Annotated in this window: 14 protein-coding genes; 9 read left to right on the top strand and 5 right to left on the bottom strand. The window is 36.6% G+C overall.

Annotated elements, in window-relative coordinates:
• Positions 1-18: 18 nt before the first annotated feature.
• The 3 genes from HZR84_00650 to HZR84_00640 are packed head-to-tail and all read right to left on the bottom strand — an operon-like array spanning position 19 to position 2,100.
• Positions 19-537, bottom strand: coding sequence for a hypothetical protein (locus HZR84_00650; GenBank protein QNL20519.1), 519 nt, complete (start codon positions 535-537; stop codon positions 19-21).
• Positions 534-1,259: a hypothetical protein gene (locus HZR84_00645; protein ID QNL20518.1), complete on the bottom strand. Its 726-nt coding sequence runs from the start codon at positions 1,257-1,259 to the stop codon at positions 534-536. The genes HZR84_00650 and HZR84_00645 overlap by 4 nt, the downstream gene beginning before the upstream one ends.
• A complete protein-coding gene (locus HZR84_00640; GenBank protein QNL20517.1) occupies positions 1,195-2,100 on the bottom strand; it encodes a TPM domain-containing protein in 906 nt (301 codons plus the stop codon). Before HZR84_00640 ends, HZR84_00645 begins: the two co-directional genes overlap by 65 nt.
• 73 nt (positions 2,101-2,173) lie before the next feature.
• Between HZR84_00640 and HZR84_00635 the strand changes: the two genes are divergently transcribed.
• The 5 genes from HZR84_00635 to HZR84_00615 all read left to right on the top strand — a co-directional run bounded on the left by HZR84_00635 (position 2,174) and on the right by HZR84_00615 (position 4,762).
• Entirely contained in the window at positions 2,174-2,758 is a 585-nt protein-coding gene (locus HZR84_00635; GenBank protein QNL20516.1) for a LemA family protein, read from the top strand.
• An 83-nt stretch (positions 2,759-2,841) separates the two neighbouring features.
• A complete protein-coding gene (locus HZR84_00630) occupies positions 2,842-3,306 on the top strand; it encodes a periplasmic heavy metal sensor (GenBank protein ID QNL20515.1) in 465 nt (154 codons plus the stop codon).
• Positions 3,307-3,365: 59 nt separating this feature from the next.
• Positions 3,366-3,932: an RNA polymerase sigma factor gene (locus tag HZR84_00625; GenBank protein ID QNL20514.1), complete on the top strand. Its 567-nt coding sequence runs from the start codon at positions 3,366-3,368 to the stop codon at positions 3,930-3,932.
• A 40-nt stretch (positions 3,933-3,972) separates the two neighbouring features.
• Positions 3,973-4,281: a hypothetical protein gene (locus HZR84_00620; protein ID QNL20513.1), complete on the top strand. Its 309-nt coding sequence runs from the start codon at positions 3,973-3,975 to the stop codon at positions 4,279-4,281.
• Positions 4,268-4,762, top strand: coding sequence for a hypothetical protein (locus tag HZR84_00615; protein QNL20512.1), 495 nt, complete (start codon positions 4,268-4,270; stop codon positions 4,760-4,762). Before HZR84_00620 ends, HZR84_00615 begins: the two co-directional genes overlap by 14 nt.
• Here HZR84_00615 and HZR84_00610 read toward each other — a convergent pair.
• Both HZR84_00610 and HZR84_00605 read right to left on the bottom strand, forming a co-directional pair.
• The gene (locus HZR84_00610) at positions 4,755-5,021 is read right to left on the bottom strand and encodes a TIGR03643 family protein (protein QNL20511.1); all 267 of its coding nucleotides are present in this window, start codon (positions 5,019-5,021) and stop codon (positions 4,755-4,757) included. The two genes, HZR84_00615 and HZR84_00610, sit on opposite strands and share 8 nt — an antisense overlap.
• Positions 5,018-5,869 (bottom strand): dienelactone hydrolase family protein, encoded by an 852-nt coding sequence (locus HZR84_00605; protein QNL20510.1) that lies wholly within the window; start codon positions 5,867-5,869, stop codon positions 5,018-5,020. Before HZR84_00605 ends, HZR84_00610 begins: the two co-directional genes overlap by 4 nt.
• A 133-nt stretch (positions 5,870-6,002) precedes the next feature.
• On the opposite strand from HZR84_00605, the gene HZR84_00600 reads away from it, so the two are divergent.
• The 4 genes from HZR84_00600 (at position 6,003) to HZR84_00585 (ending at position 12,859) form a co-directional block, all read left to right on the top strand.
• A complete protein-coding gene (locus HZR84_00600; GenBank protein ID QNL20509.1) occupies positions 6,003-7,013 on the top strand; it encodes a polysaccharide deacetylase family protein in 1,011 nt (336 codons plus the stop codon).
• Positions 7,001-8,116: a GNAT family N-acetyltransferase gene (locus HZR84_00595; protein ID QNL20508.1), complete on the top strand. Its 1,116-nt coding sequence runs from the start codon at positions 7,001-7,003 to the stop codon at positions 8,114-8,116. Before HZR84_00600 ends, HZR84_00595 begins: the two co-directional genes overlap by 13 nt.
• Before the next feature lie 122 nt (positions 8,117-8,238).
• Positions 8,239-11,469, top strand: coding sequence for a PD40 domain-containing protein (locus HZR84_00590; protein ID QNL20507.1), 3,231 nt, complete (start codon positions 8,239-8,241; stop codon positions 11,467-11,469).
• Between the two features lie 160 nt (positions 11,470-11,629).
• The gene (locus HZR84_00585) at positions 11,630-12,859 is read left to right on the top strand and encodes a DEAD/DEAH box helicase (GenBank protein ID QNL20506.1); all 1,230 of its coding nucleotides are present in this window, start codon (positions 11,630-11,632) and stop codon (positions 12,857-12,859) included.
• The last annotated feature ends 49 nt before the right edge of the window (positions 12,860-12,908 follow it).

The following is a 12,908-nucleotide window of genomic DNA, read 5'->3' as shown; positions in this document are numbered from 1 at the left end:
CCTTTTGAAAATCCTTTACTATAGATTATTCAGGAAATTGAGGATTTTGCTAGCCCTGTTTTTAAATCCACTGCTCTGAAATGGCAGTTGCTCTTCAATTGAAAAGAGGAGTTCTTCTTTCAATTCCGGAATTCGTTTCACAATATTCTTAAGTATTTCCATTGCATGTACTTTCACGGCAACGGCTTCATGCATGCTGTTTAAAAAGTTAAAACATATTTCAGCGACTTCGCCCAGGTTTTCCTCGTCGATTGATTGATCTGCAAGCGTTCTTAACCCTGACCTTTTTACGGCATCGTGAATAGAGGCTTTTTTTAATGTATTTATTATTAAATTCTGAAAGGGATCGCATTGCTCAGGGGCAAGATTGTGAAGATGTTGTAAAACCCATGATGCCCTTTTAGCCAATTCCTGATCTTTTCCGGAATACAAGGCCATTAATTCGGCTGTTTTATTTTTGTGGTCTTTAATATATGCAGCCAGCCTTATAGAGTTGACAGAGCTATATTCCTTTTGTAGTTCTTCCTTTAAATTCATTCATGATCTTCGATTCTGATATCATCCGATAACTCATTGGTATCATCACTTCTAACATGAAATCCATTTTTAATCAGCAGTTCCTTGCAAGAATGTATGGCCTTAACAAGCCCATCGGATACTTCATCGGTTTTTATTCCTTCGAGTATTTGGGTGACTACTGAATCCCAGTCTTCCTGATTTACTTTTTGGTTTATTCCGCTATCGCCCATTACTATCACCTGATGTTCAAGAGCACTGACATAAAACAGAATACCTGTTCTGTCTCTGGTATTAAATACTTCTTCATTGATAAAAGCTTCTATAGCTCTTAACCTTACTTTGTGGTAAGCATTTTCACGACCGACGATAAACAAACGATAGGATGGAAGTGCCCCGGCAAGCACATATCCAAATATTCCACAAAGCAGTATAAAGCCGCTTGTTTCAAACGTACCAATAGTACCAGGTAACCACCACATGTAAGACATGATGGTCAGCATAAAAGTAGCCGATGCCATAAATAAAAGTGCATTGGACCATTTTGCAGAATCGTAATTGCTTGATTTCTTAGCAAAATAAGTCACGATTTCACCGGAAGATACTTTTTCGAGTTCTTCTACCGCCGCTTTAACTTTTTCCTTGTCTTTTTCGCTAAAATTAAATCTTGCCATAATATTACCAACTTCCTGAGGCGCCACCGCCGCCAAAACTTCCACCACCACCGCTGAATCCTCCTCCAAAACTTCCTCCACTGCTGAACCCGCCACCACCGAATCCGCCATAGCCTCCATATCCGCGATAGCCTCCGCCACTACGACCACCACCATAACCGGTGAGGTTTACGATAAAGGTTAAGAAAACAGATATGACAGCTGCGACTGCAAAAATTGAGAACAGCAAATAATAAATTAAAAATGCAGCACCAAAAATGATTATACTGGTTTTTAGTCTACCCAATTTCTTTTTGAGTGCAGCTCCAATAGAAATAATCAAAATCATGAAAATCATGGTAAGTGGGGCAATTAATCCAAAATTTTGAAAATCCTCAGTTGTTTCCTGACTTGGTGTTGGCAAGGCCTCACCATTAATTAAATCTACTATCGCATGTACACCTTCATTGATGCCATGGTAAAAATCTCCCGATCGAAATTCAGGCAATATGATGGTTTCGATAATTCGTTTGGAATAAGCATCGGGAATGGCACCTTCAAGTCCATAACCCACTTCTATTCGGATTTTGCGATCCTCTTTTGCTACGATTAGAATTACACCATCATCCTGGCCTTCTCTTCCAATTTTCCATTTGTCTGCCACTCTGATCCCAAACTCCTCGATACTTTCTTCTGCTGTGGTGGGAATAATTAAAACGACTATTTGACTTCCTTTTTTTGAGCTGAATTCGAGTAAGAAGCTATCAATTTTTGCTTTTTGTGAGGACTGGAGGGTGGATGTGAGGTCTGTTACAGGACTTTCTAATTTTGGAATCGAAATGAGGTCTTGCGCATTTACAAAGTTGCATGCAAACACAAAAGTCAGCAAGAAGGGAATAATTAATGCTTTATTATTATTTGTTTTTGACATTATTGGAGTAAATATCAATTGAAAAATTAAAGAATAAAAGCTTATGCTTAATTTTACGTCAAAACACTAAATTATGAAAAGATCCTGGATCATTATAGGCGTTGTTGTCCTAGTACTTATTATAGCTTATTCAAGTATTAAAGGCACATATAATTCAATGGTTGGCAAAGATGAATCTGTATCAGCACAATGGGCCAATGTGGAAACACAATACCAAAGAAGACTTGATTTAATTCCAAACCTGGTCAATACGGTAAAAGGATTTGCAGAACAGGAAAAGGATGTATTAGTGGGCGTTACAGAAGCAAGAGCGAATGCGAGCAGTATTAAAATCGATCCTTCCAATGCTGCTGATCTTCAAAAGTTTCAGGCGGCTCAGGGTCAACTAAATTCTGCACTAAGCAGACTTTTAGTTACCGTAGAACGCTATCCAGACCTCAAGTCCAATCAGAACTTTCTCGAGCTTCAGGCGCAATTGGAAGGTACAGAAAATCGCATATCTGTTGAAAGAAAACGCTTTAACGAGACTGTAAGAGATTATAACACCTATATCCGTCAATTTCCCAATAATATTTATGCCGGATTTTTTGATTTTGACAAAAGACCTATGTTCGAAGCGGATGAAGGGGCTGAATCAGCTCCAAAAGTTGAGTTTTAGTTGGATTCTGGAAATATTTTTTTCTCTGGCACAAGTTTTGTTTTCAAATGGCATCTAAGTAATTGTAACAAAAATTTAAAATCATGAAAAGGAGAATCAAATTAATCGGCGGAACATTTTTAGCAATGCTCTTATTAAGCTTACCAATGTTGTCGATGGCACAGGAAGCTGAACAAAGACAGAAAGGTCAGGAAATGCGCAAGGATCGAATGGCAAATATTGAAGAAAGAATTCCCAATCTGACTGAGGATCAAAAGGAAAATATAAAGTCCATACGTCTTTCAGCTATGAAGGACATGAAACCCTTAAGAAATGAATTGGGCGAAAAAGAAGCCAGATTCAAAACACTCAGATCAGCAGATGAGCCGGATATGGATGCAATTAATAAGCAGATTGATGAAATCGCAGCTTTGAAAGCCAGTATTGCAAAAAGAGAAGCGAAAGCACAACAGGATATTCGAGCATTGCTGAATGACGATCAAAGAATTACATTCGATATGCATAGAGAAAGGAGAATGGAAAAGGCCAAACATAAAGCCCACCATTAATATGTATTAATTTAAATTCGGGCCATTCCATAAAGAATGGCCTTTTTTATTTCTAACCTATGGTAAGAAAGTCCGATGAACAATTACTTATTGAAACAGGAGAAGGCCTTAATGAGTCTTTTCGGGAATTGGTAAGCCGTTTTCAGGACAAGGTGTACAACACCTGCTTTGGCTTCCTTAAACGACAGGAAGATACAGAAGAAATAGCACAGGATATATTTCTTCATATTCATGAGAAGGCTCATACATTCAGAGGTGATTCAAAGGCCGGTACCTGGATATACAGGATTACAGTCAACAAATCACTTGAATTTTTAAGATGGAAATCCAGGGAAAAACGAAGTGGATTTTTTAATACCATTTCTATTGAAGATCAGAAAAACAGATCTATTTGGGAACATCCCGGAATTCAATTGGAAAATCGAGAAAGAGCAACAATCCTCTATTCAAAAATTGAATCCCTGCCTGAAAAACAAAGAACTGCTTTTGTGCTTCATAAAATAGAGGGCATTGCCTATAAGGAAATTGCTGATATCATGGAAATGAGTTTGAGCGCTGTGGAATCATTGATTTTCAGAGCAAAAACAAACCTGAGAAAAGAACTGGAAAATTATTATAAGTCCTGATACAAGTTTTTTAGAGATATGGCATCTAAATAAATACAAAATGGAAAAAGAAATAGAAATAGAAAAAACTCTGAGCAGCCTCGACAATTTGATTAAGGCCAAGGCACCGGATTCATTTTACGATGAGCTTGAAAAACGAATGTCTGAAAGAACCATTATAATTCCTATGCCGCTGCTAAAAATTGCCGCTACGATCATCCTTGTTCTAAACCTTTCCATTTTCTTTCGTACACAAATCGTTGAGCTATCATTTAACAATAGCGCTGTAGAGTTAAATGATGACTATTTTAATAATTACAGCATTGATTTTGAATCTTACATTGAAATAGCAGAAAATGAAGGATACTAAAGTTTATATTATACTGATCATAAGTCTTGCAATTCTAAATGTATTTAGTATTGGATTTATTTGGTATGGCCATATTAAGGACCATAAAGGAAAACACGACAGACATAAAAATGAGCATAGAATGGAAAAAATCCTGAAAAAGAATATTGGTTTATCAGAATCACAAATGCAGGATTTCCATGAAGCAAGATCAAGACATTTTGAACAAATCAAACCTGTTGAAAGAGAATTGATGACTGTAAAAAAAGTTTTGTTTGACGCCAACGTAAGAAATGCCGAAAAAGAAGAAATTTCACCCCTTTTGAGAAAAATTGGCGATTTACATATTAAAATAGACAGCCTTACTTATGAACACTTTAAAGAGCTGCGTTCATATTGCAATGAATCACAAATTGAGGAATTCGACAAAATGTTGGAAAGAATGTTGAGAAAGGAGTTTGGAAAGAGGGCAAAAAAAAAGGCTAATAAAAGATCTAGGTAATACGATTATGTGAAATGGACTTTTGTCTTGAGCTTTTAAATCGTTTTACAGCATTATCTCTTAATTTCACATGTTTGGTTTTTCTTCCCTGAACATGTTTTCTCCAGCGCTTAAAACTTTTGAGTTTTAACTCTCGGCGCATAAGATCTATAACCTCTTTTTCAGTCACATTGAATTGAAATTCAATGGCCTCGAAAGGCGTTCTGTCTTCCCAGGCCATTTCAATAATTCTATCTCGATCTCTTTGCTTTAAACTCATTTAAAAGTGGAGCTGAATAGAAGTTCCATTTCCTCCCAACTTGCACGATCTGCATTTTCGTCATAAGCCAAAGGCAGGTCAAATTTAGCACCGAGGGAGTCGGCTCCGGGATTGGTAAAAGCATGGACAACTCCGGGATAGCTTATGTATTTGTAATCCGCACCCGCGGCATCCATAGCATCCTTAAAGGCCATAACTTGTTCCGCGGGCACCATTGGATCATCTTCGCCATTGCAGACCAATACTTTGGCTTTAAGATTTTCATTGGGCATTACCGGCAATTGAACCCCGGAATGAAAAGCCGCTACGGCATCGAGATCCTTTCCCGAATTGGCCATGGTAAGTACCACGCTGCCACCGAAGCAAAAGCCTATGGCGCCAATTTTTTCCGGATCAGTATTTTCATTGGAGGCCAGGACCTTATACGCAGCATCAAATCGTGCTTTTGCTCCTTCGAGATTGCTCATGACCATTCCTGCGAATTTTCCGGCGTCCTGAGGATGCTTAGCTTGTTTGCCATCTCCATACATATCAACAGCCAAAGCTACATAACCCATTTCCGCAAGTTTCCTGGCCTGATTTCTTGAATGCTCATTATGACCCCACCATTCGTGAACTACAAGAATTCCGGGTTTTGGTTCAGAGTTATTGGCATCGAAAACCAAGAAACCTTTCATCTCAACAGAATCAGCGCTATAAACAATTTCTTCGGATACGATTTTTGATTCTTTGACCTCAGTCTCAATAATGGTTGAATCACTTGACTCAGAGCCGGTAGATTGATTTTCGGCCGAGCCATAAGCGATAAGAGAAAACATTGCAATAAACAATAAGTAAGTAGTCTTCATATTTTGGTGTTTTGATCTTAACATTCAATTTAAAAAAATGTTGCTTATTCGAATCAGTATTAATACACAATATTTACTTTTCTGAACTTTTAAATGGCTTAATTCTAAATTGTAAAAATACAAGCATAAGGTTTTGGCAGGTTATAGAAAACAAGTTTTAAATCGTCTTCGCTATGCAACAAAGCTTATACCCACAAATCTTTTGACAGGATTGGTCAAACCTCCATGTATTTTACCCTATTATCATTGTATTTCAGACGAGCCTAAATCGCACCTAAAATTTCTCTATAGACATAAGTCGGTCAGAGAATTCAGATATGATCTGGACTATTTGTTAAAGTTCTATTATCCTCTGAATCCGGGTGAGCTATTAAATGGCCTTGAATTAAATCGAAAAGGTAAAATCCCATTTGTATTAAGTTTCGATGACGGTCTGAGTGAATTTTATCATGTAATCGCGCCCATTCTTGAGGAGAAAGGCCTTAGTGCAATTTGCTTTTTAAATTCAGCATTTGTCGATAATAAAGCTCTTTTTTATAGATATAAAGCCAGTTTAATTGTTAATCAAATAATAAAAGATCCGCAAAGACTGAAATTGTTAGGCTTTGCAAATCAAAATTTAGAATTTGTGATTCAAGATATTTTGACTATTAAATACCTAGAATCAAAACGATTGGATGATATCGCTGAAAAGATAGATTTGAATTTCAATATTTTTCTGAAAAAAGAAAAACCTTATTTGGATTCAACTCAAATAAAATCTTTAATAGACCGCGGCTTTTATTTTGGTGCACATAGCCATGACCACCCTTTGTATTCTGATTTAAATTCTGATGAGCAGCTTTCTCAAACTCAAAAATCCCTTCAATATCTGGAGAGCAATTTTAATTTGAACTACAAATTGTTTTCTTTTCCATTCAGTGATTTTGGAGTGAACTACGATTTTTTCAAAAAAATAAATTTGAAGTATCCTTCGATTAAAACCTTTGGAGGAGCAGGATTAAAAACAGAAAATATTGACTCTCATTTCCAGAGAATTTCTTTTGAAACGTCTGATTTAAGGGGCGATGAAATTTTAAAAGGGGAAATGCTTTATTATTTATTGAAATGGCCTTTTGGTAAAAATAAAATTTGGCGAAAATAATGGAATTCAAAACGCTTAATAAAAAACAGCTCTCGGACTTTATTGATTCAGTAGAATACAGCAAAATGGATAATTTGCCTATTAGTAGACACAGGGCTATATCGCAAATGGCTAATCCACGATTGGATGATAATGACGTTTTATTAATTCTTTGTTTTGAAGAGGACCAGCTATGCGGCTATCTGGGAACACTGCCCGATTTTCTTTATTATGAAGATCATTTTGAAAAATGCGCCTGGATGTCTTGTATTTGGATAAATCCTACGTTCAGAGGTAAAAATATTGCATTCAAACTAGTAGAGAAAGGATTAGAACTTTGGGATAATCGTTTGCTTGCCACACGCTTTACTGATCCGGCTAAGAAACTTTATGACAAAACAGGCCGTTTCAATTATCTCTGTCAAAAACAGGGTAGAAGATATTATTTGCGTTCTGATCTTCATTTTATATTAGCACCCAAACATCCTTTATTTAATAAACTAAAGGGCATTCTTAAACTAAAAGATCTTTTTTTCAACTTTTTTCTGGATTGGAGATATTGGTTAATCAAGGATTCCATTGAAGGATATCAATTTGAATATATTGAAAAAGTAAATGAGGAATTGAATGAATTTATTCGTGAAAATCAGAATAAGGAATTATTTAAGAGATCCTCAAGAGACTTTAATTGGATTTTAAATAATCCCTGGATCCTTTCGGCTAAGGTGAAAGACAAAATGCATAAAAAATATTACTTCTCTTCCGTAGACAAAAAATTCGAAATTAAAGCTTTAAAAATTAGAAACGTAAAGGGACAGTTGTGTGCATTTATAATATTCACCTTGAGAAATACTCATTTAAAAATTCCTTACTTCTATCAAAACACAGATTGTCGAAGTGAACCAATCCGAAATATTATTTTACTGCACATAAAAAAATGGAAGGTCAGTACTCTAAGCACCTATAACTCTTCCGTCATTGAAATTCTTGGAAACCTTGGGCTTTTAAGTCTTTATCAAAAAAAAATAACCAATAGATACATCATTGCAAAAGCATTTGAAACAAATAAAATTCAAGCCGACATTCACATTCAGGATGGAGATGGAGATTCGGTATTTACGTAAATCCGTATCTTTAATTGCTTTGAATTATATTAAGACTGCCTGTCTTATTATTAATATAATAACTTTGATTCTAGATTTTTTAGTCCCCGAACCTAATAATAATTTGATTAATTGATTCATTTATGAAAAGTCTAATAACCTCATTAATAACACTTTTACTGTTTTCCTATTCTTTTGCCGATGAAGCTCTTTGGCTTAGATACGCCAGTATTTCTCCGGACGGCAAGCAAATTGCTTTCTCTTATAAAGGCGATATATACAAGGTCAGTAGTTCGGGCGGGGAAGCAAAACAATTAACCGTGCATGAAGCATATGATGCTTATCCGATTTGGAGCAATGATGCGCAGAAGATCGCATTTGCCTCTAAAAGATTTGGGAATTATGATATTTATATAATGTCTTCTGACGGTGGAAAAACGACAAGATTAACTTATCATTCTTCCAATGATTATCCCGGTGATTTCAGCAAAGACAATTCAAAAATCATTTTTACTTCCGCGAGACTGGATGCTCAAAGCTCCGTTTTACATCCCTCAGGTGTTTTGTCAGAGGCCTATATGGTTGCTGACAGCGGAGGCAGAGTAGAACAGGTAATCACAACACCAGCTGAAGATATTCAGTTTAGTCCCGATGGCAAAAAGATTATTTACCACGATAGAAAAGGCTATGAAAATAGCTTTAGAAAACACCATACCTCATCCGTTACCCGCGACATTTTAATATATGATCTGGAAGCGAAAAAATATCAAAAAGTGGTAGACTGGATGGGCGAGGACAGAAATCCAATATGGAAAAACAATGAAGAAATTTATTTTTTAAGTGAGAGAAGTGGATCGTTTAATGTTTGGAAAAGTAACATTTCATCGGGTTCAGAGAATAACAGTAGCCAAATAAGTCGATTTGAAATGCATCCTCTAAGGTATCTAAGCTCAAGCGATGAGGGAACACTTTGCTATACCTTTGACGGCGCACTCTATACCCAAAAAGAAGGAGAAGAACCTAAAAGAATAAAAGTTGAGGTCAAACAGGATGAGCGTTACAATGAAAGCATTGTAAAATTGATTAAGGGCGGAGCTAAGGATTTTGCCGTTTCTCCCAATGGAAAAGAAATAGCCTTTATTGTGAGGGGAGAGCTATTTGTAACCTCTGTGGATTATGGCAATACGAAAAGAATTACCAATACACCTGAACAGGAACGAAGCCCTGATTTTAATGAAGACGGAAGCAAATTGGTATACGCAGGAGAAAGAGATGGAAGCTGGAACATCTACGAGGCCAGTCTGGATCGCAAAGAGGAGAAATACTTTTACAATGCCACAATTATCAACGAAAAGGTTTTGATAAAAACCAATAAAGAGACTTTTCAACCGGTCTTTTCACCAAATGGGAAGGAAATTGCCTATCTCGAAGATCGCACTGCCATTAAAGTATACAATTTAGAATCAAAAGAGAGCCGATTGGTGCATGGCGGAATTCACAGATATTCTTATTCAGATGGTGATCAGTATTTCGCATGGTCGCCCGACAGCGAATGGCTACTGATCGAATATTTAAGTAGCAACAGATGGAATTACGACATTGGCTTAATTAAAAGCAGCGGTAAGGAAGCCCCAATAAATTTAACAAGATCCGGTTATAATAACGGACGCGCAAAATTTGGTATGAAAGGAGAAATGGTCTATTGGGAAACTGATAAAAACGGTTACCGTTCGCATGGCAGTTGGGGTTCGGAAAGTGATGTTTACGGAATATTTTTAACCGAAGATGCATGGCAAAAATTTAACCTCAGCAAAGCGGACTATGAATTGTGGAAGGAAGAGAAAGAAGACAAAAAAGAGGATGATAAGGATGATAAAAAGAAAAAGGATAAAGGAAAAAGTGATGAATCTTCTGTAAACAAACTGACAATCGATATGGACGGTCTTTATGATCGAAAAAAGAAACTGACCATCCATTCATCCTTCCTGTCCGATTTTTTGGTCGATCAAAATGGAGAAAACCTTTATTATCTCACGCGATTTGAAAAAGGATATGATTTATGGAAAACAGACTTCAAGGAAAATGAAACAAAGCTATTAACAAAAATGCAGGCCGGATATTCAGCCCTGGTTTTTGATAATGATGAAAAAAACATCTTTTTAAATGAGAAAGGAAAACTGAGTAAGATATCTGTTTCAGATGGAAAGAAAAGCGGTATTTCCTTTAGCAGTGAAATGAATTTAAACAAAGATGCCGAAAGAGCATATATGTTTGAACACGCCTGGCGACAATTCAGAGAAAAATTCTATCTAAAAGATTTGCACGGAGTGGATTGGGACATGTACAAGAAAGAATACTCCAAGTTTTTACCACACATTAACAACTCCATTGATTTCGCCGATATACTTAGCGAGATGCTGGGGGAAGTAAATGCATCACATACCGGAGGCCGTCATTTTGATAACAAACCCACTGGAGACAAAACAGCGAGTTTAGGCGCTTTTTATGATTCCGATTTTAAAGGGAAGGGCTTAAAAATAATCGAGATTATGGATAAAAGTCCACTCATTACTGAGAAGGGCTTGATTAAAAAAGGGGTAATTATCGAAAAAATCAATGGTGAGTTAATTAAACCCGGTGAGAATTACCACATACATTTCAACAGAATAGAAAATAAAAAGACCTTAATCTCCTTTTACAACCCAAACACCAAAAAGCGATGGGAAGAGGTAATTACTCCTATTAGTTTAAATAAAGAGTATCAACTCAGATACGAACGATGGATTAAAACCAGAGAAGAGGCTGTGGATTCACTTTCAAATGGGCGTCTGGGATATGTGCATGTAGCCGGAATGAATTCCAGCAGTTTTAGAGAAGTTTATGAAAAAGCCCTTGGCAAGCATCACACAAAAGAAGCGCTTATTGTCGATACCAGATTTAATGGTGGCGGCTGGTTGCACGATGACCTGGCTACTTTTTTAAGTGGCAAACAGTACATGAAATTTGAACCCAGAGGCCAGACTAATATGGGTGGTGAACCACTGGGAAAATGGTATAAGCCTTCCATTGTATTGATTAGTGAAAGCAATTACTCCGATGCGCACATGTTTCCTTATACCTATAAGGCATTGGGAATAGGAAAACTAATTGGAATGCCCGTACCGGGAACGGGTACTGCCGTATGGTGGGAAATGATGATCGATGGTAAAACCATCTTTGGAATTCCCCAGGTGGGTATGAAAGGCATGGATGGCCAATTTTTGGAAAACAGTCAGTTAGAACCAGATATTAAAGTTGATAATACACCTGAAATGACAGCAAAAGGCCTTGATCAACAACTCATCAAGGCGGTTGAAGTATTGCTGGAAGAATAAGTCAAAATGTTTAATTCATATTAGGGGATCCGGAATTGGCTCCCCTTTTTTTGCTCTGGGTTGTGTTACGAAATGTTTAATAATCAGATAAATTATTTTTCTAGATTTCAATAGACGTACTTTGCATTCCGAAATAAGCCCTCCCTAATATAAATCACATATGAATTTTAATGTACTAGGCCTGAGCCCTCCAATTTTAAAGGCTCTTAAAGAAAAGAAATACCATATCCCTACTGAGATCCAACAAAAGGCAATCCCACTAATTTTACAAAAAGCAGATATTTTAGGAAGCGCCCAAACGGGTACAGGAAAAACAGCTGCATTTGCCTTGCCAATCATACAGTTAATCGATGGAATGGATAGAGATGGTAAAAAAGTCTTAAGGTCATTAATCATTACGCCAACGCGTGAGCTGGCCATACAGATTGGAGAGAATGTGGCCAATTATTCAAAACATACAGATATTCGTCATACCGTCGTATTTGGAGGTGTTAATCAAAATACTCAAACGAATGCGCTAAAAAGAGGGGTGGACATTTTAATTGCAACACCTGGTAGATTATTGGATTTAATCAATCAGGGATATATAAAATTGGATACCATTAAACTATTTGTTTTGGATGAAGCAGACAGAATGTTGGATATGGGATTTATCAATGACATCAAAAAAATCATCCGTTTATTACCCGAAAAAAGACAGTCCTTATTCTTTTCGGCTACGATGCCCGAAAATATCGTGCGATTATCAAAAGATATATTGAGAAATCCGAGGAAGATTGAAGTAAGTCCGGTTTCTTCAGCTGCTGAAACTATAAAGCAATATATATTTTATACCAATAAGAGTTCAAAGAAAGATCTTTTATTATATGTACTCACAGATGCTTCGATGGATCAGGTTCTATTATTTTCAAGAACAAAACACGGTGCGGATAAGATTGCCAGAAATCTAAACAATAAAAATATTAGGGCTGCAGCAATCCATGGCGATAAGGCACAGAACAATCGACAAAAGGTACTTTCTGAATTCAAGAAAGGCAATATCAGAGTTTTAGTAGCTACAGACATTGCAGCGAGGGGAATTGATATAGACAAACTCAGATATGTGATAAATTACGACATACCAGATCAGGCTGAAACCTATGTACATAGAATTGGAAGATCGGGCAGAGCAGGAGAGTCCGGGGTGGCCATATCTTTTTCCGAACCGGAAGAAAACGACTATGTAAGGGATATCGAAAAACTTATTGATAAATCTATTATCATTATTGATAAAAACCCCTTTCCTCAAACAGATAAGCCTATGACAAAGGCCGAAAAAGCTGAATTCAACAAAGAAAAACAAAGAAGAAAAAATGAATTCTTTGCAAATAGAAAAAAGAATAGGCGATAATCATTTTTTAGCCAGATTCTTTATTTAAGTTATTCTCTTTTGACTAAAT

This window comes from Hyphobacterium sp. CCMP332 (assembly GCA_014323545.1).
Classification (GTDB): Bacteria; Bacteroidota; Bacteroidia; order Cytophagales; family CCMP332; genus CCMP332.
Note: the sequence above shows the minus strand (reverse complement) of the source record. Positions and strands in the feature narration are given on the sequence as shown.